This window comes from Dorea sp. Marseille-P4042 (genome assembly GCF_900290215.1).
Lineage (GTDB): Bacteria > Bacillota > Clostridia > Lachnospirales > Lachnospiraceae > Dorea > Dorea formicigenerans.
In genome coordinates, this window is record NZ_OLMI01000003.1 from 536611 (window position 1) to 562930 (window position 26320).

Annotated in this window: 17 protein-coding genes and 1 pseudogene; all 18 read right to left on the reverse strand. The window is 40.9% G+C overall.

The window, feature by feature from the left end:
* Nucleotides 1-8 precede the first annotated feature (8 nt).
* The 18 genes and pseudogenes from C7E02_RS16165 to C7E02_RS20340 all read right to left on the reverse strand — a co-directional run bounded on the left by C7E02_RS16165 (nt 9) and on the right by C7E02_RS20340 (nt 26310).
* Nucleotides 9-5459, reverse strand: a complete 5451-nt coding sequence (locus tag C7E02_RS16165) for a non-ribosomal peptide synthetase (protein WP_105310155.1) — start codon at nt 5457-5459, stop codon at nt 9-11.
* Between the two features lie 433 nt (nt 5460-5892).
* Nucleotides 5893-6351, reverse strand: a complete 459-nt coding sequence (locus tag C7E02_RS19960) for a transposase (protein WP_242978949.1) — start codon at nt 6349-6351, stop codon at nt 5893-5895.
* 132 nt (nt 6352-6483) lie between these two features.
* Nucleotides 6484-6687: a hypothetical protein gene (locus tag C7E02_RS19965; RefSeq protein WP_242978950.1), complete on the reverse strand. Its 204-nt coding sequence runs from the start codon at nt 6685-6687 to the stop codon at nt 6484-6486.
* The gene (locus C7E02_RS19970) at nt 6687-7013 is read right to left on the reverse strand and encodes a hypothetical protein (RefSeq protein WP_242978951.1); all 327 of its coding nucleotides are present in this window, start codon (nt 7011-7013) and stop codon (nt 6687-6689) included. The genes C7E02_RS19965 and C7E02_RS19970 overlap by 1 nt, the downstream gene beginning before the upstream one ends.
* A 107-nt stretch (nt 7014-7120) precedes the next feature.
* The gene (locus tag C7E02_RS16175; RefSeq protein ID WP_105310156.1) at nt 7121-8200 is read right to left on the reverse strand and encodes a hypothetical protein; all 1080 of its coding nucleotides are present in this window, start codon (nt 8198-8200) and stop codon (nt 7121-7123) included.
* 11 nt (nt 8201-8211) lie between these two features.
* Complete coding sequence (locus tag C7E02_RS16180; protein ID WP_158683090.1) at nt 8212-8952, reverse strand: thioesterase II family protein; 741 nt, start codon at nt 8950-8952, stop codon at nt 8212-8214.
* Nucleotides 8953-8981: 29 nt separating this feature from the next.
* Nucleotides 8982-10448 carry an ABC transporter ATP-binding protein gene (locus tag C7E02_RS16185; RefSeq protein ID WP_105310158.1) on the reverse strand — a complete coding sequence of 489 codons (1467 nt, stop codon included), beginning with the start codon at nt 10446-10448 and terminating at the stop codon, nt 8982-8984.
* A 13-nt stretch (nt 10449-10461) separates the two neighbouring features.
* Nucleotides 10462-11196 carry an energy-coupling factor transporter transmembrane component T gene (locus C7E02_RS16190; RefSeq protein ID WP_105310159.1) on the reverse strand — a complete coding sequence of 245 codons (735 nt, stop codon included), beginning with the start codon at nt 11194-11196 and terminating at the stop codon, nt 10462-10464.
* Nucleotides 11196-11801 carry an MptD family putative ECF transporter S component gene (locus C7E02_RS16195; protein ID WP_105310160.1) on the reverse strand — a complete coding sequence of 202 codons (606 nt, stop codon included), beginning with the start codon at nt 11799-11801 and terminating at the stop codon, nt 11196-11198. Before C7E02_RS16195 ends, C7E02_RS16190 begins: the two co-directional genes overlap by 1 nt.
* Before the next feature lie 37 nt (nt 11802-11838).
* Complete coding sequence (locus C7E02_RS16200) at nt 11839-12450, reverse strand: VOC family protein (protein WP_158683092.1); 612 nt, start codon at nt 12448-12450, stop codon at nt 11839-11841.
* A 4-nt stretch (nt 12451-12454) separates the two neighbouring features.
* Nucleotides 12455-14173 carry an ABC transporter ATP-binding protein gene (locus tag C7E02_RS16205; protein ID WP_105310162.1) on the reverse strand — a complete coding sequence of 573 codons (1719 nt, stop codon included), beginning with the start codon at nt 14171-14173 and terminating at the stop codon, nt 12455-12457.
* Entirely contained in the window at nt 14166-16034 is a 1869-nt protein-coding gene (locus tag C7E02_RS16210; RefSeq protein ID WP_242978953.1) for an ABC transporter ATP-binding protein, read from the reverse strand. Before C7E02_RS16210 ends, C7E02_RS16205 begins: the two co-directional genes overlap by 8 nt.
* A gap of 283 nt (nt 16035-16317) precedes the next feature.
* Nucleotides 16318-16488, reverse strand: a complete 171-nt coding sequence (locus tag C7E02_RS16215; protein ID WP_105310164.1) for a recombinase family protein — start codon at nt 16486-16488, stop codon at nt 16318-16320.
* A gap of 127 nt (nt 16489-16615) precedes the next feature.
* Nucleotides 16616-16816: pseudogene (locus C7E02_RS20575) on the reverse strand (DUF6674 family protein); the annotation flags it as partial.
* Nucleotides 16817-16876: 60 nt separating this feature from the next.
* On the reverse strand, nt 16877-17566 hold the full coding sequence (locus C7E02_RS16225) for a SpoVG family protein (protein WP_015516986.1): 690 nt from the start codon (nt 17564-17566) through the stop codon (nt 16877-16879).
* Nucleotides 17567-17569: 3 nt separating this feature from the next.
* Nucleotides 17570-18034 (reverse strand): hypothetical protein, encoded by a 465-nt coding sequence (locus tag C7E02_RS16230; protein WP_105310165.1) that lies wholly within the window; start codon nt 18032-18034, stop codon nt 17570-17572.
* Nucleotides 18027-18644, reverse strand: a complete 618-nt coding sequence (locus C7E02_RS16235; protein WP_105310166.1) for a class D sortase — start codon at nt 18642-18644, stop codon at nt 18027-18029. Before C7E02_RS16235 ends, C7E02_RS16230 begins: the two co-directional genes overlap by 8 nt.
* Before the next feature lie 13 nt (nt 18645-18657).
* Complete coding sequence (locus tag C7E02_RS20340) at nt 18658-26310, reverse strand: helicase-related protein (protein WP_105310167.1); 7653 nt, start codon at nt 26308-26310, stop codon at nt 18658-18660.
* Nucleotides 26311-26320 lie beyond the last annotated feature (10 nt).

Sequence of the window (26320 nt, forward strand, 5' to 3'; positions counted from 1 at the left end):
GACTCCTCCTATATCAAATATTTCATAATCTGTTTGTAATTATCTGAATCAATACATGTATTATGATCACCATGTACAACATACTTTTTGCAATCACCTAGCACAAATTCATCCCAGTCTGTATCCTCTCTCATAACAGGATATGTTGTCATCAAATCAGTGTCAGGTAATAATGCAATCAAATCGCCACTGAAAAAATCCGGCTTATATTTGATCATTGCCTTATATGTGTGTTCAAACACATCATATAAAATATTGAGCATTATCATGGTACTCTGTTCTCCAGCAAAATCAGGATTATCTATGCTATTATATATGTTTTCCATTCTTTTTTCATGAGTGAGAGTGGTAAGAGCAGTAAATGCTTTTCCCAACTCGTCATAATCACCGTCAAGCGTGCACAATTCAGCATTAGTCACATCTCTATCTTCACCCTGCAAGATATGTTCAAGCGCACATCTTATAATTTCAGGATTACCTCTGTAACCTGCCTTAAATATATCCGCACCTAAGATTACTCCATATGCACTCTCAAAAAGGAGCTGATTTTCTATACTGTGAAGACATAAATGTGAACTTATAGCCAGAACCGGCTCAACCTCCAAGCCCCTTTCCATCATCGCCTTAGCAGTCTCCATCGCCACAAAACCGCCAACGCAATATCCAACTAACTGATAGCTGTCAGCGTGAAGCTCTTCGAGACGGTTGGCATATACGTTCGCTCTCACATCGATCAGCTTATCTGCCGGAACCTGAAGATATAATTCTTCATCACCGTAGGTAAAACCTACAACTGTTCTGTCTTTATCCGCATTACAAAGCTCTGGGGCGATCATTGCATAGTCCTTGATACGTCCTGTACCTGCATGGAAAAATGCAGTAACACGTTTTCCATTTCCCTTCTGATACGTGTGCATACAGCGGCTGTCATGATATATATCCTTTTCTTCGTCTGTCTTTTTATCCGATATCTTATCACCGTCTTCTTCTACTAACCGGCTGAGACCTATGATAGTCGGCTCTTTTAATATATCTCTCATCAGGTCATCCCATCTCATCTTCTCAAATTCCGGAATCTTATCACGCAGCTTAGAGACGATCTGGGCTATCAACAGAGAATCTCCTCCAACGGAATAGAAATTATCATCTACAGCTACAGACTGAATATTAAGCACTTCCATCCATATTTCAGCAATGCACTTCTGAAGAGGAGTCATATTTCCTTCTTCCGGACCACCATCACCTTTTTTAGTAACATATTCTATTTGTTTTAATTTCTTTCTATCTATTTTTCCGTTAGCACTTAAGGGTAGCTCCTTCAAAATCTTGATCTTACCAGGCACCATATACGAAAGCAATTTCTTCTTCAAATGGTTCTTGATATCATCAACATCCAGTTCAACCTCAGAAATATTTACCATATTTACAAATACCTTCTGTCCGATATCGCTAAATTCATCATTTTTAGCAGGATAGGTTATTACCGTATCAAAATCCGCATCCGCAAACATTCTTACCCAATCCTCTTCCACAAAGAATGTCTGCTCTCTTTCTTTTCTTACATCCTCAAAATTATTAAGTCCTCCTTTAAGCTCCAACGATGTAAGCAACGAATAAGAATCTGCAGTGGTATCGATAATTATAAGTGCACCCTTTGGCGTCATAATCTTCTTGATTTCTTCCAGAACCTCCGGACAGTTCTTGGCATTGTGTAGTACATTTGCACACAGAACAATATCATAAGCCTGTGCAATAACACCTCTGTTCTCAAAGCTATTATTTATATCAAAAAGACCATATGATACAAAGTCATAATCCTTATATCTTTCTTTCGCCTTAGTAATAAAGAAATTAGATACATCTGTAAAACAGTAGGATACATCAAATTCCTTTAACTCAGGAATAATAACATCTGACGTACCGCCTACACCCGCTCCGATTTCAAGAATATTAATCCTGCGATCAAGTCTTTCTTCCTTCAACTTAACGATTCCTACCAAAGCTTTTTTCACAGCCTGATTAAGCATATTATTAACAACATTATCCTGATAAGCCGCTTTCGCTACATCAGTACTACCACCCGGAAAGAAAAGATCAAGACCTCTTACATTTCCTCTTATCTGCTCTACCAGAAGATCAGAGGACTTTCTCTGATACTCGAACAGCTTATGGCTGTAATCCACATCTTCCTCTAACTGCGCAAACTCTGTCCATGCCATATCTCTGTCGATCATAGCTTCACCCTTACTTGTAAGAGCATAACAGTCATTCTGGTATGCAAGAATATCCTCAGTAATCAGCACATTTAACCAGCGCTTAACGATATGCTCATAATCACTGTCAGGACGAATCTTATCCAGTATCTGTTCATATGTGTATTTTTCATCCACATTTCCCAATACCCCCGACGATCTGAACACCCACAACATATCAACAACAGCATTTCTCTCTGAACACTTCTTCCAGTCAAGAATGGCTTTCTTGGTTCTGTTTCCAAGTGCAGCATCAGCGGCAATTCCAACCTCTTCACCCAACAGGGCAGCTTTATTTCTGTAATCTGTATCTATGTTGTCACCATGTTTTAATACAACAAATGCTTCAAGGCTCTTCTTTTGATCATCATCCTCAAACACAGTTGCCACAGCGCGATCCACCATAGGATGATCAAGCAGAACACTCTCAATCTCCCCAAGCTCTATTCTGTGTCCATTTACCTTTACCTGATAATCCTTACGTCCGACAAATTCAATGATTCCACCCTCGCCATAGAATCCAAGATCACCGGTTCTGTATATACGCCTGTTAAGCGAATCATTTACATAGAATTTCTGATCTGTAAGCTCCTTATCTCCATAGTAACCATCCGCAAGACCATCGCCTGCTATACAGATCTCCCCTGTAACACCGTCCGGGCATACTCTGTCATTAGAATCTAATATGTAAAAATACTGATTTGAAAGCGGCATGCCATAAGGTATGTTCTTATCCCGGTCGTAATCTGTAATAGGGTAATAAATAGACCAGATAGCCGCTTCTGTCGCACCACCAAGGCTATACACAGTGGCATTAGTAAATGCCTCTTTTATCTCCTTCGGAAATGTTCTTGGTATTAAATCTCCTGAAAGCATTATACATTTCATTGAGGAATTCTTCTCAAGTCCCTCTAATGATCTGTAATCCATATATAGTGAAAGAATAGCCGGAACCGAATTCCATACACTTATCTTATATTTTTGAAAAAGCTCGCTCCAGTGAGCCGGACTCTTTTCTTTGCCGGGATCCGGTAACACCAGTGTTGCTCCGACTGCAAACCCTCCGAATATGTCGTATACAGATAGATCAAACGTTAAGCTTGAAACTCCGAGAATCACATCATCACCTGTAATATCGAATCTGTCGTTAACATCATTTATTGTATTCATCGCTGCCTTATGCGAAATAACTACACCCTTCGGTCTTCCCGTACTGCCGGATGTGAAAATGATATAGGCAGGATCAGTATATTCGATCATTGCCGGTTCAAAATCGAATTCCTCTGCCTTTTTAACATCTGACAGATCAATAAGCGACACTCCGGCTTCTGCAAGGTCATCTCTTCCTACGATACATAACACCTCTGCATCCTGTACGATAGCAAGCTTTCTGCTATCCGGCTGATTTACTGCTATAGGAACATATACTCCACCTTCTAAAATGATTGCAAGCACTGCTGCAATCTGATATACACTTTTATCTTCTATAAGGGCAACTTTATCATGAGCCTTAATTCCTGCATCCTTCAGCTTATTTCTTATATCCTGCACATAACCTGCCAGATCCCGATAGTTGTACTCTACATCTGAAGCCACAAGAGCTCTTCTTTCCGGAGCATTTTTAACCTGAGATAAAAATCCATCATACATATAAGACTTGGCTATGTCTTTATCTGTATCATTTAATGCCTTTCTTTCTGCAACATATTTTTCTGGAAACTTTATGACTTCTGACTGATTCAAACTCTTTTCATTATCCGCAACATATTCAACCGCTTCGGTAAATGCAGCAAACATACTTTCAATGATCTCTTTTTCAAATACACCATCTCTCACATCCCAGTTGACTACCAGACGTCCTGCCGATTCAACCACCTGACAATCAATCCATACCTGGGGTGTACGGCTTACGCCATAGATAAGCTCCGACTTTTCAGAAATGATGTCATCCTCTTTCGAGCCCAAGGTACTTGTATAGACAACAGGAATAACAATCTTTTCTCCCTTGTCTCTGCCTAATTCCTTTAACACTTCAATCCCACTAAAGCTCTTGTGCTCTAAGTCTTTAACCAACTGCAGCTGATTTCTCTTAGCTCTGTCAATGAATTTTTCGTTAGTATCTCTAGCCTCGAACACATCTATAGTAGTAAAGTCGCCAACAATAGCGTTCTCACTAAGATATTCTCTGTCTCTGTCATTAAGTGTAAGATTAATACAAAAACTGCTGCCGTATGACCATCTGGATATTGTCTCTATATAAAGTGTCATGATCACAACAGAAGAAGTGATCTCATTGTTCTTAGCCACAGTCTTCAATCTATCCCATTTATCAGGACTCAATGTAAAGATGCGTCTGGTAAAGCTTGTCTTTTCTGACACTTCATTTTTCACCGGAAGAACAGGCTCCGCCGGCATTTCCTTCACACGATTTTTCCAGTATTCCTCATCAATAGAATATTTACCTGTCTTCCTGATCAAACTCGCATTCTTCACATCTTCAAGAACAACATCTCTAAATGTAAGACTATTTTGTGATACACTTAACTGTTCCCCTTCATATAGCTTTATCAGATCGGACATCATAATATTAACACTCACAAAATCAGCTATAAGCATATCTATAGAAAAATGTACAATATCATAATCCGCAAATTTTGTAACCGCAAACTGATGCATCGGCCAGCTGCCTATTTCATAGTTCTTGTCTTCCATGCTTTTTCTGATCTCTTTAAATTCAGAAGAATCTATTCCAGTAGCATTTGCAGACAAATCATTGACAACAAGTCCGGGCATAGCCGGCTTTTCCAAAATCTTCTGATAGCCTTCAAATGAAAATACAGCTCTTAGCATATCGTGTTTTAAAATAAGCTCATGCCACGCCTTTTCCAATCTTGCACAGTCAATATTATCGAACTTAAACTCCGTGTAACTATGACATCCTGTTCCTCCTAACTCATACTCCGAATTACGCCCGACCAAATATGCATTCTGTATGCCGGTTAACGAAAAAGGCTCGTATCTGTTTTCCTCATCGTGGTCAACCATATAATTACTCGCAAGATAATCAATCACATCTTGCTTATTATTCTTCAACCATGACATTATTTCAGATGTCATGGTTCCTTCCTTGGCCCGGAATTTAAGTTTTCCTTTTTCTGCCCAAAGAACAATACCTCTATCCTGTAATCGCTCAATTTTCTGTCTCATTTACTAAAACCTCCGTTATGAAGTGACTTTTGTCAAGAGGCAATTTAAAAAACAAACTTTTTCTCTGACAAAACTCACATTTGCGTCCTGAAGATATCTTGGAGAAGCCTTTTGTTTAACAGTTCCCGGCATTTGGCCACTCCGTTATTCGTGGATTGGTTACCTACAGGTCAATGGTCCGCCGTGGGTTCTGCTGTCCTAAATCGTGGATCAATGCTTTTGCACTGCCAACAAGGAGGTGTCGCAGATAACCTGAACCTTGAAGTCCCAAAAGACTTCTCCAAGATATCTCCAGTGTTTCGTTAATAGTTGCTGCTGATTATGCAGCTGTGCCTGCTTAATCAGCTTGATTTCCATCCATCAGGATGACAGCCGGCTGTCAAGGGCTGCGCAGCAGTTTATTTACCCTTGACGGGCGGATGGCAGCCTGATATCACGCCACGCCGGTGTTGTCTGTCATCATGCCCCATATAAAGCACGCAAGTTCTCTCGCAACGGCGGTTACCGCCCCGGTCTTTTTCTTGCCATGTCTTATCATTTTGTAATACTTCCTTCTCAATCTTTCATTTGCCTTATCTGCATATGCGATTACCTCCGGCGGATTCCCGCTCTGCCTTGCTTTTAAATCTTTCGACTTATGCCCTACCGCTCCCTTGCAGATACCTTTGGATGCCTCGATCAGCAGTTTCCTTACATGGCTGTTCCCGGCTTTTGTGATGGAGAGTCTGTTGATGTTGTCGCTGCTCGAATCTTCCCCAGGCACCAGTCCCAGATAGGCGGAATAGATATTTGCTTTTGCAAATCTCTGGAAATCCCCGGTCTCAACCAGACAAGATAACGCCGTATGGGTTTTCACTCCGAGAAAGCACACCAGCTTTTTCACTTTTTCCACATACTCTGTTTCAGATGCCAGTTCCTCTATTCGCTTATCAAAAGCTTCTATCCGGTTTGTCTGATATTCATAGGTAATCAGATATTCATCCAGCGTTTCCCTGTCCAGTTCACTCAGTCCAAGTGATTTCAGCTATTTTAAATGTGCCTGTGTCCATCTCCCCTTATCATAATGGAACCCCTGGCTTAAACAGAACGCACAGATCCTTTGTTTTATCTTCTTTAAATCCAGCTTATGGTCATCCCTCATACGCAGATAGAGTTTTACATCGTCATCCTTATCTGTCGGAATATGCCCCGCATGATAACCGCCATAGGCAAGACACTGCGCAATCATCAGCGCATCCCTCTTATCCGTTTTGATCCGTTTCCCTGTTGTGTCAGCATGGTTGTCGGGGCAAGGATGGTGCACCGGATTCCTTTTTTCACTAATGCATGATACAAAGAAAATCCCAGGCAGCCCGCCTCATAGCCGCAAAGAATGTCGCAGTCATCATTTATCTTTTTCTTAAGATTCTCAATAAACTGTACAATGTTTTCCGCTTCCGGCGTTACCTTGACATTTGCATAAATAATGTCGTCTCCATCAAATCTTGGCTCAATGGCGCATAAAGTATAGTTTGTGCTATTGACATCCATTCCTATTCGTAGTATTCTTTTCATATAAGTGGTCTCCTTCTGTATGCGGTAATCCCTGTTACCATTTTTTCCAAAACTTAGTATGCAGGTAAATCCACGTTGCTACAAATGCGAGGTCACTTCATATTGTCCTATATCTCACCATATTCCACTTGATTATCTGTAGTTTCTGTGTTTTCTGTTATACTGACTCCTGCCTTTTTCAGACACTCGAATAAATACTCCGAGTCCACAAAATCATATGCCCAGACCATACCTTTAACTCTATTCTTATTGGAATTTAATAAGGATTTCGCTGCTATCGCAGCTGTTAACCCGGATAGATAAGAACTATCCTTTCCTCTAATAATTATTGAATTATAAGAATTTCTTTTTTTTAAAACGGCATTTATAGATACCCACTGTTTTCTGCCTCTAATAATGTTTACCTGTTGATTATAAATGTCCTCACAGATTCTGTTTCGACTTTCCAAATCCACTGCGACTGCATATCTGACACAGCCTTCAGTGATTAGATTTTTGCTTGCAATATCTGCATATGACTTATATTGTTCAAAGTCTTTAACGCCATATTTATTACAGACCGAAAGACCCTCCTGATCCATTATGATATCCTTATATACATAAGCTCCGAACCCTTCTACTTCTTCTTTAATCTCACCATACATTTTCCGTTCTTTCAGCCGTCCATCTTTCAACACCTTATTAGGCATAATATAACCTGATAGAGAACTCAGTATGATATCTTTAAGGGCTGCCACACCACCTGTTTCTTCACCGCCCTTTATAAGGAGAAGTTGGTCACCATCCTCGTAATTCTTAGCAAGTCTGTCAAGTATCGCCCCTGTAATTCCCGGCTCACACCCTGCACCGATTATATTTAATATATCACCGGATGCACCATTATCCGAACTGCCGCTTTCTATAAGCTTGGTTCCAAACAAATCAATACATGACACATTGCAGTTGTTAACTGCCTTCATTATCCTTTCTGACTTTTCATAAGAAGGTCCGACTGCATTTATAACAACATCGCACTTCTTTGCAAAATCAATCAATTCCTCATCTTTATCTGCATCTACTCTATAAGAATTATTGCCCCCTATATTACTTCTTGCCGCTTTAAGCACCTGAAAATCAGGTTCCAGATACTTCGCCGCCACATGTCCCACTTTACCCGTCGCTCCAAGTATTCCTATACAAACACTCATAATTTTATCCTTTAATCGCCTATCTCTATAATCCAGTCTATAATCTGATCTACCACCATGTGCTGCTTTTCTTTTATAAAGAAATGGGAACCTTCATACATTTTGTATTCGAAGTTCTCCGGATTAAGCTTCTTCCATTTTTTAATTGCATTTTCATCAGCCTCGGTATCTTCTGTTCCTCCCATCGCCCTGACGGGAACATTACCCCTGTTAAGCTCTTCACATTTATAGGATTCGCTCAACACAAAATCCGCCCTCAAGGTCGGTAAAAAGAATTTGACTATTTCTTTGTCTTCTGCCAGTTCTGTCGGAATTCCGTTATATCCCACAACCTTTTCAATAAACACATCATCCGGTAGATGTGCAATAAATTCCGGTTCTTCTTCCGTAGGTATCCCACATCCGGAAACTATAATAAGCTTTACATCTTTATGCAGTACCTCTAATCTGCGTTCCACCTCATAAGCAATTTTCGTTCCCATACTATGCCCATATATAACAATCGGACATTTTACATTTTTAATCTGCTGTACAACAAGCTCAGCTACTTCTTTAATATCCGTATAGTACCCATCGCCCATTCGTTCCTCTCTTCCGGGTAGCTGAACTGCCCATACCTGGCAGACATCCTGCAAAAGCTTTTGCCAGCTGTAATAAAAAGAAGCACCTCCGCCGGCATAAGGAAAGGCTAAGAATATAGTCTTTCCCTCCTCATAATCAGTAAGGTTTTTTATAATCTTTACGTCTTCCAACATTATCCTCCGTATCACTACAATAACGATTACTGCCGACTAAAGAATCCGGCTACAAAATCAATATTTTCCTGATTCCATTCCCCGTGCTTTTTCAAAAGACCATCCTCTATGAAAATGAAGTAATCACAACATCCCGCTACAAGCTCCGGGTCATGGGTTATTACAAACTGCGTTTTTCCCAATGTCGACAATTGCTTAATACACTCAGAAACCTCTTTCATATGCTTATAATCAAGTCCGCTTGTAGGCTCATCAAAAAACATAATATCCTTATTCGATGCAAGGGCACCGGCTATGGCAACTCTCTGTTTCTGTCCACCCGAAAGCGACATGGGATGCGCCTCTTTATAGTCTTCTATGTCCATCTGTTTAATAAGACTGTTAAGAATTTCTTCTCTTTTGTGCTCATCTTCACTTTTAACCCCCAGCAAAATTTCTTCTTCAACGCTGCTGGTAAAAAGCTGATGATTTACATCCTGCATTACCATATAGCTTTTCTTTAACCTGTCCTTACGTTTGCACAGCCTGCCATTTATATATACTTCTTCTAGGGCCTTTTTCTCCAACCCACAGAAGCATCTTGCAAACGTAGATTTTCCCGCACCGCAATTACCCAGTATAGCTACCACGGCGCCCTTAAGTATTCTTAAATCCTTGACATCAAGAATTGTTTTCTTCTTCTTTTTCAAGGATAATCTCTTGATATCTATGGCTATTTCATTACTAAGCTCATTAGTGTATAGCGGTTTGAATTCGGCCGGTGCTCTAAGCCCCATCTCGTGTAATTCGTCTGTAGAATGTTTCCAGAAAAGATCACTGCCCGAATCCTCCGCTATCCTTCCATCCTTAAAGTAAATGACGCGATCAACGATGTCCTTTAACCAACTCAGTCTATGTTCAGCAACTATTATCGTGCAGCCTTTCTGCTTCCATTTTCTGATGATTCTTCCAAGCTCTGCTATGGATTTGATGTCAAGATTTGAAGATGGTTCATCCATTATTATTATTTTAGGATTTAAGGTTGCAACACAAGCACAGGCTATCTTCTGTTTTTCTCCGCCTGAAAGTGAAAAAAGATTCCTTCCAAGCAGATCTTCAATATTAAAATCTCCAACAACCCGGTCGAATCTTCTAAGCACTTCATCCTTAGCTATCCCCAGGTTTTCACATCCGAATACTATTTCAGTATCTGTAATAAGTGTATAGAACTGAGATTTGGGATTTTGAAATACCGAACCTATATCCTTTGCAAGTTCATGAAGCGGTGTATGCATAACATCTTTTCCACACACTTCTATATCGCCACTGAGTTTCCCCTCATAATAACTAGACAAAAGTCCATTTACAACTCTGGTGTAAGTAGTCTTGCCACTTCCAGACTCACCGCAAAGAAGCACCACCTGTCCCTTGGGGATTTCTACGGAAATATCAGTAAGAGCATCTCCCTCAATTGTATTTTCATATTTATAAAAAACATTTTCGGTTTTTATCACTTTTATACCTCTTCTATATTCCCCAGATCAGCGCAATCACCATAAGTATTAGCAACGCTACTGATATAAATATCGCAATATAATCCTGGATACAGAATCCTATCGCACACATATTGGTTCTTTTTCCGGGTGCATCAAGCCCCCTCGTAAGAGCTGATATAGACAGTTCATTGCCAATGGAAGTAAGAGAAATAAGCAACGGAACCATCCTATACTCAAGCATCTGTACCGGATTTCTGAAGTTCCCTACCTCCCTGAGACTCATAGCATCTTTGATGTTCCCGTATTCTTCAATAATGGTCGGAAAGAATCTAAACATTACAGATGTCGGCACAATAAAAATCTTAGGCACCTTCATCTTCTCCATTGCAGCGATAAATTCACTTACACTCGTCGTCGAAATAAGAAATATAAACATAGACATTCCCGGTATAAGCTTGGTCATCGCCACGATAACTCCCGTAAACAAAACATTTACGGCCTTCGGCAGATAAGGCACCAACATTACCGGAACCTTAAGTGCTATTATATACATAATTCCATAACCTATAGCCATACACGGACTCTTTGCTATAGCTACAAAAAGCAGCGGAATAACAACCATAAACGGAATAATGTATCTGAATATTCCTGTGTTATCCTTCGCAAACATAACTATAGAAACCGTCACGCATAACAACAGTTTGGTTCTTGGATCCAGATAAAGCTGTGCCTTACCTGCTTTTTCATTTCTTATAACTGTATCCATTATAATAATCCACTCTTAACAAAATGCTTCTTGAGAACCTTTTTACCCATGAAGCCCCCTATGATACCAGCTACAAATGTTGCAATGACTATAGCAGGAAAGAACCATGACATTGAAAAATAACCAGTTATTCCATCGGTAAAATCCTGTCCATAGGCTGCAGACTGACCTGCAAGCCACTCTTCACTTGCATACAGCCAGTGAATATAGTTAGTCACTGCAATAAGGCTGAATACTGCATATGCGATTATAGCCTTGATTGTGCTGTTGTAATTGCCCCACTTCATAACAAGCTCGGCAATAAGTCCGATAAAAATACCATATCTTAATGCATCAAGACCCATACCTGTAACAATCATAATAATTCCATTAACCACAACCGTTATCAGAATCATTCCGAACTTCTTAATACGCGTGAAATAAAGCATCATAGGAATTCCCAGAATTATGGCTTCAACAATAGAAATCAGAACAAATCCCATTGGAAATACTCCTAATACACAGGCAACGATTATTTCCACAACCAGAAACAATGCTGTAAAAATACCTATATTCATAAGATCCTTTCCCGTCAGCTTATTACTATTCCTCGTGTTATCATTCATTTTATATACCTCGTTTCTTTATTAATTATTTTTAACATTATTCATATACAAAACTTACTTCTATACGAGATTCTCCCTCGTGCAGATCTAAGTTGCTGCACCCGCCAAGTTTACCTATATAGTCAATAACTTCTGCAGATGTATGATATTCAACCTTGCCAAAACCTACCGCTCCATTCGGATGTTTTATGTTTCTATTCGTAAAATTCTCGAATCGGGATTTTATGAAAGGGAAACTTCCATCGTACGGAAATAAACATTTGCATTTCAACAGATCACCTTTTAAGTCTTTTCTACTTACGGGAACACACACGGTTTTCTTTCCAAGTTTTTGAAGCACTCTCTTTTCTTTCACAAACTCCGTGTCATCATTTTCAAAAGCAATCCTCATATACCCCTCAGGACCTTTCTCCTGGTCAAGCATACCATCCACGAATTCCCTGTAACCAATCCTCCTCAAAATAGACGCAAGAGGTTTAGTAAATCCCATACTCTTAAGAATTTCAACATAAGAGCCGTCATTAAAGTACACCAGAGCATTATGTGGATTCTTTTCACTTCCATACTCAACCTCGAAACCTTTATCTTTAAACAGCTTAACTCCTTTTTCAAGGTCATCTACTTTATACAATATATGGCTTATCATCATAAGACTACACCTCCTCTTTCTGATAATTATACATCTTCTTATAACATGAACATTTCTTAATAAGCTCCTCATGCTTACCATTACCCACGACCTTACCGTCCTCTAATACAACAATCCTGTCACAATTTTCAACAGTCCTAAGTCTATGGGCTATCATAAGCACCGTCTTTCCCTTAGTTAATCTCTCTAGTGCCAGCTGAATACTCGTCTCAGTCTCCGGATCAAGCGAAGCTGTACTTTCATCTAGCAGAACAATAGGCGCATCCTTTAAAAACGCTCTTGCAATGGATAACCTCTGTCTTTCACCTCCAGATAAGGTATGACCGTTTTCACCTATTACAGTATCAATTCCATCCGGAAGCTTTTCTATAAATGACATACACTGTGCATCTTCTGCAGCTTTAAGGACCATCTCTCTGGTAGCATTTTTATTACCTATGAGAATATTGTTATATATGGTATCCCGGAATAATGTCACATCCTGAAATACTATGGAAAACATCTTAAACAAAGCTTCTGGCTCAACCTTAGAAATGTCCTCTTTACCAACCGTGATCTTTCCACTGTTGATATCCCAGAATCTGGCTGCAAGTTTGACCACCGTACTCTTGCCACTTCCAGAAGGTCCGACTAAAGCTGTATATTCATCCTGTTTCGCAGTAAATGACACCTTGTTCAGAACCTTCTTTTCGTCATAACCAAAATCAACATCCTTAAACTCAATATCATATCCCTTAGGATCCGCCTCAGACTTACCGGTCATCTTAGGACAAGTGAGAATCTCATCATTTCTCCCCGCCGCAACACTCGAAGCAATAAGTGCGCCCGCCGTCTCCAGTGCCTGCGATAACGGCTCATATACCCTTACTGACATCAACAAAAATAACAAAAAAACAAAAGGTGTGATCTCCCCACTAATAAGCATCTTGGCTCCAAGTATGGTTACAAAACCTATACCAAGTCGCATAACATTATACGCTACCGATATACACATACCTGACAGAAATTCAAATAACACAAGTCTAGGTATGATCCTGTTAATTCTGTAATTCATATTTTTCTGATATACAGCCATTGTATCCGATCCTCTTAGACTCTTTATATTTTCCAGATATTCCTGAACGCCCTCCGAAATATCAAGCTTCAGATATCTATTCTTCTCATGTGTTTTTCCCGATACTACATGGCTAAGACTCATGGCTATAGCCGCAATCGGAAGACAGCTTGCCAGACAAAGCGCAAGCTTGGCATTTACAAAGAAAAGCGCAATGATCATAATAAGACCTGATGCGATTCCACCAACAGTCTCTGCTATGGAGTTTGTCAGAACCCCTTCTATGGTTCCAATATCATCCATGATCGTCGATGTCAGGTCGCTCAAATCTCTTTTACTCAAGAAAGCCTCCGGTATACGTCTAAGCTTATCTGCAACACTCATCCTGAGATGATTATTTTCTTTACACGCAGATATGTATTTAACACTATACATTTTCTTATAAAGAAGAAAACAAAGTATAACTATTACGATTGATACAATAATATATATATATATACCTGTGGTTTCATGCAGCTTTCCTGTATATACTTGAATCATTTCATATAAGGCATATGCGATAGGTATTACCGAGCATGAGCAGGCGAGTTCAAAAAGCGTCATCCAAAGAGATGCTTTATGTAACGCTTTTACTCCCCTATCAGTTAAATGAAATATCTTTTTAAGCATTTGATACCTCCTTTCGCCCTATTCTCCATTTGATTGCCTTATCATATTCATCTACCATATTCTTATAACTTCCGTTTAAGGTCATTAATTCATCATTATTACCTTTTTCTATTATTTTACCCTCCTGCATAACACAGATGATATCCGCATTTCTTACCGTCTGCATTCTGTGAGCAATCATAATAACAGTCTTGTCTGCCAAAAGTTTTTCCAACGCTTTCCTTATAAGATATTCATTTTCTGCATCTGCAAACGCAGTCGCCTCATCAAGAATTACTATCGGCGCATCCTTTAAGATAGCTCTTGCTATAGCGATACGCTGTATTTCTCCTCCAGAAAAATAAGTTCCTTTAGAACCATAGACCGTGTCAATACCATCCGGCAATCTCTCTAAAATGTCATCGCACTGAGCATAATGAAGAACGTTAAGTATTTCTTCTCTAGACGCATCCGGCTTATATAACGCTACATTTTCTGCAAGTGTCTTCTTAAGCAGAGTACTTTCCTGAAATACAACACTCATGATTTCATCAAGACCCTTCTTAGGTATATCACTCACTTTGCATCCTCCAATCTCAATTGAACCTTCATTAACTTCCCAGAACCTGCCGATAAGATTGGCAATGGTACTCTTTCCGCTTCCCGACATACCAACAAAAGCAACATTACTTTTTGCCGGAATTTCAAGAGATACATTCTCAAGTACCCATTTTGTGTCTTCACTGTATCTGAAGCTAACATTTTTGAGGCTTATATCATATGTAGAAGGCACCATATCTCCCCTAAACTCCTGCGATTCTTCATTGAATATCTTCTCCAATGCTTCCATAGCCTCATCAACGATTATTGTTTCTGACGAATTACTCATAATCCTTTTAAGGATAGTCACAGCCACCGGTATCATAGATGCAAAGAATATGAAATCAAGAATAACATCAGTTGAGCCCGAAGACTTTTTGAATAAAAGCAGCCCTACGGGAATCAATGTTATAAATGTACTGTTGATAGCTGTATTATATGAACTGTCAGCATTCATCATAGACATTGCAAATTTGAGCACATAGTCTGTGAATCCATCTACAGCGACCTTGTATCTTTTGAACGAGTCAGCCGTCTGACCAAAAGTTTTCATTACGGGAATACCACGAACATATTCAACACACGCAGCAGACATGTCAGCAGATGCTTTTTGATATGTGTGAACGAAATCACTTCCACCGCTCATCATGATAGACATCATTAATATGAATCCGACTATTACCGGGATAATGCAGGCAAGTGACATCCAAAAGTTATATCTGAACATATAAATTCCCAGAAACACCGGTAATGCAATTGATTGTGCCGTGTTAGGAATCTGATGTGCAATCAGTGTTTCTGTTGCATCGGTATTTTTCTCTATAAGCTTTCTTAATTCACCACTTGGATGGGCATCAAAAAAACCTAAATGTACTGTACCGATATGTTTCAGTAGTTTGCGCTTAAGAATTGCCGCCGTATTAAATGCCGTTATATGTGAGAATAACAGTGCAATCCCATACAACCCATAAGCTCCCGAAACACAAAATAATATGTGTGTTCCTGCGTTTTTGATAAGCTCAGTATTAATCTGTGAAACATCAGATATGTGCAGAATCACTTCTTCGGAAGCCTTATATATATATTCAAAGGCTTTAAGACTTACATACGAACTAATTGCTGCGACAATAATGCTGAGAACCATAGTGACTTTGAACGCTCCCATTTCTTTGAAGAGGAGGTTCAGGTGATTTTTTTGCATACATTTTCCTCCCGAACCAAAGTTAGTGATAACTAACCCTTTTGATAACCTTATTATATATATCTTCAATATGTTTGTCAATATTTTTTAATGCTTGAGTTTCCGCAGTTTTATCCACAACGGCATGTTATTTTATATATCTCTATAAACTATCAAAAAATGTCCAAAATATAAGGAATCTCATTCCTTTTTGATGTAAAATAAAGTCACCACAACAATAATCCACTAAACAAAAAGAGAAAGGATTCCCTATGACTTATTCTACATCAAATACTTATACTTTGAAACGAGAAATTTTAACTTTTTCCAATAAGATTTCTAGACACCTTTCCAAACCGGACATCAAGTTTTCTGCTGACATGACTTATGGCATGATGTGTTTGACCAGCATATCATATGTTTCCCGGTTGAAATGATGCCCTGAATTTTTCTCCACATAGATATTTCTCTCCTCAATCCCTAGCTTCATCAGAATTTTCACCTGCCTTGCCGGGTTCTGCTCTTTAGCAGAAACTCTTACATACCCAAAATCCATAAAGCCACCTCTCTTTCAATAGAAATCCGTGTTGCAAAAGGTCTGCCCTGTCCCTTGCGATGTCGCAAAGGGAAAAACAAACCTTTTGCAACATAAAACAATGGCATATAAACAACACAAAATAAAGTTCCTGCATTTCTTTGATCTGGTTCTGCATACTGGTAAGTTCTTCTGTCATGGAATCAATCTTTTTCTCCAGTCCATCCACATAGCTGCATATCTCAAATACATCGTTTGCCTGCTCTTTCATGGCATTTTTCTTTAATAATTCGAGAAGTTCTCTTATGACCTCCTCGTTAGTAAGTGTTTTTCCTGCTTCTATATCCATTCTGTTTCCTCCATTCTGTAAATGGGGCAGCCTTGGCCGCCCCTGTTCTCCGATTGCTAATTATCGAAAGGGTGTTGCCTCTTTGTCCTTCTCTTTATCGGGATTGCCATGATGTTTCTCAGCACTCTCCCTGGCTTTTTCATTGCTCTTATCCTTTGCTTTCTCATATTCCGAGATAATCTCATTATAGAGTTTTTCCCTGAAATCCTTTGTAACCGGATAGCAGACATCCTGGTAGATTGGCTTGCCCTGCTCGTCCACCTGCTTTGTTTTATAAGAAGGCATTGATACAAAGATTTTCTCTTTGCCCTGCACGATATTAATATTATTTACAATGAAACTGTTTTCAAAGTAAATACGGGCAAGTCCCTTGATGTTACTGCCTTCCCTCTCATAAGGTGTCACAGTTACGGAAAACTCCGGCATTTCCTGTGTTCTGTCCTGCTTCTGTGTCTCCTCTTTCTCCGGTTCCTTGATTCTTGCATAGGCATCAAGGATATTGGTATAGAGTTCCTCACGAAACTCTGCTGTGATAGGATTGCACACATCCTTATAGATCACACCATTGCTTTCATCACGCTCATTGGAGCGGTATCTAGGCATTGATACAAAAAGCTCTCCCTTGTCTTTATTCTCAAGGATTGCAATATTGGTAATCTTAAATGAATCACCGAATACTACTGTTGCAAATCCTTTGATATTGCTGCCCTCTTTTGCCCTTACTTCGTTTACCTTAATTGAATACTTCATATGCTATTCCTCGCTTTCTTTTTGTTCTTTGTTTTGCTTTGGTATGATAAGCTCACACCAAAGCTGTTCTATCTGTTCACAAGACAATCTGCCATTTAACCAGTTGCCAAGTGTAACGATCATTCCGTCCTGCTCATAATATAATGAGTCAGCAGGAAAGGATGCTTGCATACTTTCACCTGACTCATTAACGACAGAAGCATCGCTTCTGGAGTAGCCCGTTTCAATGTTCCCCTCATACACGATGGTTACATCAAAATCAGGCATAAATAATCCTTCCTCCTCATCCCATACACAGGCTATTCCCTGTCTAAGCGTCAGATTCAGGCTTTCGACATACACAGACCAGCCGCTTACGACTATCTGAAAGTCATCATCAATTTCCGCAATATCATCCTCGATGTCGATTAGCTCTTCCATTTCTGCTACTGCCTCTTCTATCTCACCTAACCGGTATCTCTTATTCATCCATCACCGCCTCCTTATAAATGCACTTGACAACAAAACGCATGGTTCCTTTCCGGGAACAGGTAAAAAGAGTTAGTTCTTTTTCATCGCCCTGTGTCTTGATGCTGTTATCATACGGATTTACTACCTCTGTCTCTGTTACCTCATAGATGTGCTTCAGTCCATTTTTGTCGGTTATCATCACTTCATCTCCTATGGATATCTGATTTAGTGGTGTAAAAAATGTGCCATATCTGCTGCCGTTGTGACCGCATAACACACAGTTACCACTCTCACCGATTCCTGCTGTTTCTTCTATATGACCAATCCCGGCATTAAGCACTTTACTTGTGGTTCCTTCCATTACCGGATACCTGATATCTAAACCCGGTATCTCAATGATACCGATAACACCGCCTTCTTTAAGAATGGCTTCATCCTCTTTACTAATGGAGGTTTGCTCTTCCTCCACATCTGTTTCTTCATCGTAATCATCCTCCAATGTCTGCTCAAATTCACTTATGAGCTGTTCTGTCTGTTTTTCTCCGGTTGCCCGCCAGAAAAAAGGGACTGCCATAATGGCAATCCCTGCTGTAATCAGTAGTCCTGCGACCACTTTTCTTATGCTCATATTATTCACTCTCCTATCGTGTTCTGCCCTCTCTGTCGGATGGATAAGCGCCTTTATCCTCTGCTACAATTGCTGCAGATTCCATTCTGTCATCTGCTTCTCTTTCTTCCTCCGGTCCGCTCAGGTCTGCATCCACAGCCTTTGCGTTCTCAAGGTCAAGCTGGGCATTCAGTTCACACTGCCTTGCCAGCTTTTCTTCCAGTTCCTTGCTGTACGCAAATGGCTTGTCATACTCAGTCTTTGATGCTTCAAGGTTATTCTGGTACTGCTCAATCTTCTTTTCCAGGAAATCAATGTTCTCATGGAGTCCGTTGAACAGGTTTTCCAGCTTCACCATACTGCCGACAGGACTTGTGGAAAGCTCTGCCTTGTACTCGGTCTTTCCACGAAGCACCATATAATTGATGCCAAGGAAGTTCTTTTCCACAAGCAGCTCAAATCCGTGGAATTTACCGATTGCAGTTGTCTCTCCGGTCTTGCATTTGCTGATTGCTTCAAGCATCATCGTTCCGCCATCCACACGCTCAGTGTAAGTTGCTTTGCCTATAGTAATGGCAAATTCCGGATTATCAATCAGCTCTTTATCCCTTGCCTTTACATCCTCACGGACATTGGCAAGCTTTTCAGTTGCTGTCTTAATCAGCTTTGGGTACTTAATCATAAAGTTATCCTGCAAGCCATATCTCTGGTTGTCATAGGATGCCTTTAAGAGCTTTAATCTTTGGACATCATTGTCAATCTCCATCTTCTCACGAATAAGAGGATTGCCTGTGGCGACTGCCTTAATCTCTGCATAGGAAAGTGTTGCCTCGTCGATGTCCTCACAGCTTCGGCTTACTGCCTTGCTTGTCATGACCTGACTGATGAATCGCTGCTTATTTTCGATGAGCGACCAGTTGTATGCATCAAAGGTTCCTTTGGTGACATATCTGTAGATTGCAACCTCTTCATTTTCGTTGCCCTGTCTGATGCCTCGTCCTTCCCTCTGTTCAATGGAACTTGGCTTCCAAGGGCAGTCCACATGATGCATTGCAACAAGGTGTGTCTGCACATTTACACCTGTTCCACACTTGTCCGTTGAACCAATAAGAACCTTCTTTCTACCTGTCCTCATCTCCTTAAAAAGTGCATCCCTCTGTGCGTCAGTCTTAGCATCATGGATAAAAGCTATCTCCTCTGCCGGAATACCATATTGGATAAGAGTTTCTTTCAGATAATCATAGATGGTGAAGTCCTTATCCGGTCCCGGTGTGCCGATGTCCGAAAAAATAAGCTGGCAGCCTATATGACCATCAGCATTTCCTTTCTCATATTCTTTCCACACATTTTCTGCTACCTTATTGAGCTTTCCGTCAGGATTACTTGGTGCGTCCTTATCAATCAGCCTTGCATCTGTTCCGAGTAATCTTGCCTCATGGGTAATCTTTAGGAAGTTGTCCACGCTTGGATCTACTCCACCTCCTCTGATACGCTCTGCCCTCACAACAAAATCTTCCATGACCTGCTTTACATACCAGTCAGGCTCCGACTCCACGATGATAGGCTTCCCACCACGAAGTGCCGGCACATCAAGGTCAAGCATGTCTGCGGTCTGCACATCTGCTACCTCACGGAAGATATTCATAAGCTCCGGCAGATTCGTAAACTTATTGAATCTGCTTTTAAAACGGAAACCGCTTCCCTCTACAGTAAGCTCCAGTGCGGTTGTCACTTCACCAAAGTTCGCTGCCCATGAATCAAAGTGATAAATCCCCATCTCTTCAAGTGCCGCTTTCTGTAAGTAAAGCTGCATGACATACATCTCACACATGGTATTGGATATCGGTGTACCTGTCGCAAACACAATGCCTCTGCCATCATTTATCTCAGACAAATACTGGCATTTAAGCTGCATATCCGTTGACTTCTTAGCTCCACTGCTGCTGATACCTGACACATTATTCATCTTGGAAAAAATCGCAAGGTTCTTAAAATTATGTGCCTCGTCTACCATGATAGAATCCACACCAAGCTCCTCAAAAGTAATAAGGTCATCCTTTCTGCTCTCATCAGATAGAGATTTCAGCTGTTCCTCCAGCTTTTTCTTCTGGCTTTCCATCTGTTTTACAGTCCATCGCTCTCCATTACGCTCCTTCATCTCATCAATCGCATAGCTGATTTCATCTATCTGCTCGTTAAGCATTCTTTCCTTTCTCTCTGCGGAGATTGGGATTTTCTCAAACTGCGAGTGGGACATGATAATACAGTCATAGTCACCTGTTGCAATCCTTGATACAAACTGCTTTCTGCGGCTCTTTTCAAAATCACGCTCTGTGGCAACTAAAATATTTGCTGACGGATACAGCCTTAAAAACTCTGATGCAGTCTGCCCGATAAGCGGCTTTGGAACAACCATGATCGTCTTATTGGCAAGTCCGAGTCTCTTCTGCTCCATGCAGGCAGCCATCATCTCAAAGGACTTTCCGGCACCAACGCAGTGTGCCAACAGGGTGTTTCCTCCAAGAAGGATTCTTGCCACCGCATTCTTCTGGTGAGGCTTTAGCTCAATCGCCGGATTCATTCCCGGAAACTGTAAGTGGCTTCCGTCATATTCACGCAGGCGGATGTTATTGAATGTCTCGTTGTAATACTCCACATATTTCTGTCTACGCTCCGGCTCTGCAAACAGCCACTCCTTGAACTTCTCCTTGATCATGTTCTGTTTTTCCCTTGCAAGCATTGTCTCATTCTTATTTACTTCGTAATGATATTTGCCATCTCCGTCATCAATCCTGTCCCTGACTGTTACAGTTTTAAGGTTCAGCGTATCCTCAAAAATAGAATAAGCATCCATGCGGCTTGTACCATAAGTCTTAGTAGCTGCCACTGAATGCTTATCCATGCTTTTATTCTCGATGAACCATTCCATGCTCATCTTATTTAAGTGTACCTGAATTCCTGTATTGTAATACTGGCTTCTGACTGCTCTTGCCCGTCTTGGGGTATTAAGAAGCTCATAAATAAACTGCTCATAATCAAGCGGCTCAATCCATGTCGTACCAATCTTTACATCAATATCCGAGGCTTCAATCCATTCCGGCTGCACCTTTTCAAGTGCTGCCACATTTCCTGCAAATCTTTCTGCCTGCGGATTGTCTGTATCAGCCGCCATAGCCTTTGCTACACGAAGTTTGTCTCTCACATTTCCCGAAAGATACTCGTCTGCTGTCTCCCAGCCGATGTCGGGATTGTTCTCGTTGTAGCGGTCTGGATTTAGGAAAACCAGTCCGTCCAGCTCTTCCACAAGGACTGCCCTTCTAAGCTCTGCTAATGCATCATCACTTAGCGTTATCTCATCAGCTGTCTGTCCGGACTTTTCTGCAAGCTCTTCCTTTGCATTTGTAATATCCGGCTCATAGATAGAAAGCATATATGCAAGATTTACATATCCAAATTCATTGACGGATACATTTAATGCTTCCACAGCAGTCTCAACCCTGTCTATGACAGTCTTTGCCTTAATCGTCTGCTTATAAAACATATCCGCTTTTTTCACCTCTCCGTCTTCATTTACTTCCTCAAGACTGCAAAGAAGTGGATAATCGCTGTCATCCCTGAATGCTATTCTGTTTGCTTTTGAAGTAATGGCTCCATACTGCTTTACGAAGGCATCATATTTTACATTAAGAAGTCTCTGCTTATCAGAAAGCTCCTCCTCGCTGCAGCCATCCATCTGGATATCAATCAGCTCTCTTGTTATCTGTCTGATTTCGTCAAGACTTCTGATTCTCTCCTCGGCAGTCTGTGATACCTCTTTTCTTACCATCTCGGAATTTTCCCTATAATAGAGCTTTCCTTCAAAAAATGTGTAAGTGTAGTTTCTCACATCCGGATCAGCCGGGATAACTTCCTCCGTCTGCTCCGCCTCATCTGCCACTCTCTCAAAATCTGTCATCTGTGCTTTGATATTACCGATAGCTTTGTTTAGTGCTTCATACATATTGAAGTTCTCATCATCATTCACACAGACTGTATATCTGCTGTCCTGTCCGTAAATCCTTGTATCATACTTCATAGCCCCAAGCATCATTTCCGGATGCTCTGCAAAATAAGAGTTGACTGCAATGCCATTCTCAGTTACACCAAGGTGTACCCAGTCCGGCTCAATGTCAATCTTTCTCTCCCTCTTCTGCAAAAACAGGATATCTGCTGTAACTTCTGTTCCTGCATTGTCTTTAAATGCAGTATTCGGAAGTCTTACTGCTCCCACAAGCTCTGCCCTTTCAGCCAGATACTTTCGGATAGTAGGATTGGTTTTATCAAGAGTTCCCTTTGTGGTGATTACTGCAACCATGCCTCCCGGTCTTACCTGATCAAGTGCTTTTGCCAGAAAATAATCATGAATACGGAAGTTATACTTGTTGTACTTTGGATCAAATACCTTATAATCTCCAAATGGCACATTTCCGACAACCACATCAAAAAAGTTATCCGGATATGTGGTATTCTCAAATCCTGTAATGCTAATATTTGCATTCTGATAAAGCTGCTTTGCAATTCTTCCCGAAATGCTGTCAAGCTCCACCCCATACAGCTTGCTTCTCTGCATAGGTGCCGGCATACTTCCAAAGAAGTTACCTATACCCATAGATGGCTCTAACACATTTCCACCTCTGAAACCAAACTGGACAAGTGCCGAATTTATGCACATGGCAATCTCCGGTGAAGTGTAAAAGGCATTGTTTACTGTTGCCCTTGCAGCACTGTATTCCTCATCAGATAAAAGTTCTTTCAGCTCTGCATATTCTTTGCTCCAGCCTGCGTTTTCCTCATCAAATGCATGTGACAATCCGCCCCATCCGACAAACTTCGACAGAACTTTCTGTTCCTCCGGTGTGGCAAGCCTGTTTTCTGATTCAATCTGCTTTAAAGTACGGATCGCATCCATATTCCACTGGTATCTGGTCTTGGGACCGCCTTTTTCCATTTCCCAGAGGTTATAGTGGAAATTGTGTTTCGTCTGCCCGGCAACATTCTTCTCATTTTCAAGACTTTCTACTTGCTGTACTGGTTCCTGCTTTGGTGTAAAATCTACAGTTTCCTGTGATTCTGTATCAGCCTGAATATCATCCACAGATACTGATACTGCATCATCTGAAACCACATGTCCATTCTCATCAATCTTGGTTTCCCAGCCATTCGCTATTGCTCTTTCCCTGGTTTCAAGACGATTGGCTTTTACACTATCCTCGATATCAAAGAATCTCTTATAGACCGGATTCATCTTATCCCTGTCAGCCTTCTGCTTTGTCTCCTGATAATACTTCTTCTGGTCTTCTCCGCAGTAAAATGGCTGTTTTACCATATAAGATAAGATTTCATATAACTCACGCCAATCGAGAGCACCTTCTTTACGCACACCATTCCTGTTCTTATAGCTGATCTTCACATATCCGCTTCTGATTGAGTACTCCACAAGACCATACTTATTGTTGGAATATGCCTTTCTTTCTGCATTATCTGTCCCTAATGCAATATCCCTGATAAGGTCAAGTTTATTTGGCATAAATGCAAAATCAGACTGCACCACATCCATAAGGAATGCCCTAAATGGAGTGTAGCAGCTACAATCTGTCACCAGAATCTCCGCCGCATCACGCAAGTCTTCATCAAGCTCTGCAATACGCTTGGCATAATCAATCGGTGTAATATACTGAAGCTCTGACGGATCTTTTTCTGATGTTTCAGCTTCTATCTCTGCACCATATTCTGCCTGTGTTATCATGCGGTCTTCATCGGCAGTTTCCTGTGGTGTCATGCCTTTTGCACTAACATAATCTCTGTTAGAAGCATAGCTCTCCGGCTCATCCGGTATTGCATAATCATCAATCTCTGATTCTGCCTCTTCCGGTTCCACTTCCCGGTATTCGGCATCAATGACCTCATCATCCTCACGGAGTCCGTCCATCGCAAGTTCATCAATACGAGGTGTCTCAGGCTGGTATTCCCCTGTAAGAATAAGGACACCAAGCTCTTTTTCGATATCTTTCCATGAAACATATCCTTCAACCTCTCCATCCTCATCTCGCCACTGAAAACGCAGTCCGTTCCCATGAAATGTGTCATATCCGTGCAGTCCCAGTCCGTCAACCGGCCAGCCTGCACCTCCCTGACCATATTCTGCTTTGATACGCTTTACTCTGGTTCCTGCATCAATCTCTGTTTCAAAAATCTTGCATACCCTGCCCTTACCACCGATAAAACCTGTACCTCTCATAAGCACCTGTTTGATATACTCACCTGGTACTGTTGCAGACTTTTTGGGATTCAGGTAATTGTATTTACCTGCTAATGCAACTTTTCTGTCCTGCTCGAACTGACGCATAAATTGATTATTGTTTTCGTCCTCAGTATGAATGGTGCCAATGCTTGCCTGCCCGTTCTGGTCGAAAAAAAAGGAAGCCTGTGTATATTCGGCTTCCTTACTGACACCCAATGAATTGATTTCATCAAGTTCCCTATTCAGTTCTGTATCATCTGATTCTAGTGGAATCGCATCACTATCTGATTCAGTACCACTTCCTCTGCCTGCATCTTCGCCTGCTCTCTTATCTTCCACATCTCCATTGTCGATGACGGATCCTGTGGCTTGTGCTTCGCCAGATACTGCATCTCTAACTGGTCGTACAGCTGATTCGCTTCCTCCTCTACCGCTGACATCTTCTCGTACATCTTCCCGAATCTCATCAGCGTCTTGTATCTTGCCGGCTCGTTCTCTTTGAGATAGTTCATCGCCATCCTTCCGTATTTGCCCAGCTTCGTGAGATCCTCCGTCTCGTCCGGCATCTCTATCTGCGGATAAAGCAGTCCGTCCACTTCCTTGTAAGTCATTTCTTCTAACATATCCAATTCTCCTTTCGCTCTCGATTGCCTTTAAGTTACGACTAAATTCTCTAAGAACACTACAGGAGACATCGCATACAATGGAACCAAGACGGTAAATGATCTCTTCGTCTTTGATATTTACGATCTGACTGAAATCCTGTTCTTGCACAGATAAGTCAAATCCGCATCTCGTCCCTACAGCATACATGACACTTGCATATACAAGCTGCTCCATGTCCATTTCCTGCTGTAAGCCATTGCGTTTCTTACTTTCTTCCTTTATCACACTACCTGATAGCTGCATGAGCTCGGTCATTCGGTCTCCGAACTCTTCTTTTATTATAAGCCAAACATCTGTTCCTGTAAACTGTTTTAATATATTTTTTAGAGACTCCCTGTTGCTGTTATCGTACTGCTCAATCTGACCTTCTGATACGAGAAAATCCACATAATCTTTAAGATTTTCTCCCTCAAGGTCCCATGTCAGCTTAACATTCTTCCCTCCGGTATCACTGATATCAAATATATACCTCATGCGTGGATTCAGTGCCCTTGACGGGAAGATGGCGCAGCCTTTCGCACCACGCTTTACATATCTTCCCACCTTTTTCCAGGTATCATAATCTGCCATGAGTGTGCTTTTTTCCGGAGGTCTCTGAGCTGTTATCATAACGATATTGTCAAATTCATAGCGGTATAACTGACCTGCGACCTTTAACACATCCTTCCAGTTCTTTTCTGATCTGGTGATGTTACCAATTTCAGAATCGTATATCGCTTTGACCTTCATATCAACGCCCATACCTTTGTCC

What these genes read in the sequence shown, in the direction of transcription:
- C7E02_RS16165 (WP_105310155.1), bottom strand. Translation starts at nt 5,459, where the DNA reads ATGAGACAGAAAATTGAGCGATTACAGGATAGAGGTATTGTTCTTTGG.
- C7E02_RS19965 (WP_242978950.1), bottom strand. Translation starts at nt 6,687, where the DNA reads ATGATTGCGCAGTGTCTTGCCTATGGCGGTTATCATGCGGGGCATATT.
- C7E02_RS19970 (WP_242978951.1), bottom strand. Translation starts at nt 7,013, where the DNA reads ATGAAAAGAATACTACGAATAGGAATGGATGTCAATAGCACAAACTAT.
- C7E02_RS16175 (WP_105310156.1), bottom strand. Translation starts at nt 8,200, where the DNA reads ATGAGTGTTTGTATAGGAATACTTGGAGCGACGGGTAAAGTGGGACAT.
- C7E02_RS16190 (WP_105310159.1), bottom strand. Translation starts at nt 11,196, where the DNA reads ATGGATACAGTTATAAGAAATGAAAAAGCAGGTAAGGCACAGCTTTAT.
- C7E02_RS16195 (WP_105310160.1), bottom strand. Translation starts at nt 11,801, where the DNA reads ATGAATGATAACACGAGGAATAGTAATAAGCTGACGGGAAAGGATCTT.
- C7E02_RS16200 (WP_158683092.1), bottom strand. Translation starts at nt 12,450, where the DNA reads ATGATGATAAGCCATATATTGTATAAAGTAGATGACCTTGAAAAAGGA.
- C7E02_RS16205 (WP_105310162.1), bottom strand. Translation starts at nt 14,173, where the DNA reads ATGCTTAAAAAGATATTTCATTTAACTGATAGGGGAGTAAAAGCGTTA.
- C7E02_RS16215 (WP_105310164.1), bottom strand. Translation starts at nt 16,488, where the DNA reads ATGGATTTTGGGTATGTAAGAGTTTCTGCTAAAGAGCAGAACCCGGCA.
- C7E02_RS16225 (WP_015516986.1), bottom strand. Translation starts at nt 17,566, where the DNA reads ATGAAGTATTCAATTAAGGTAAACGAAGTAAGGGCAAAAGAGGGCAGC.
- C7E02_RS16230 (WP_105310165.1), bottom strand. Translation starts at nt 18,034, where the DNA reads ATGAATAAGAGATACCGGTTAGGTGAGATAGAAGAGGCAGTAGCAGAA.
- C7E02_RS16235 (WP_105310166.1), bottom strand. Translation starts at nt 18,644, where the DNA reads ATGAGCATAAGAAAAGTGGTCGCAGGACTACTGATTACAGCAGGGATT.
- C7E02_RS20340 (WP_105310167.1), bottom strand. Translation starts at nt 26,310, where the DNA reads ATGGGCGTTGATATGAAGGTCAAAGCGATATACGATTCTGAAATTGGT.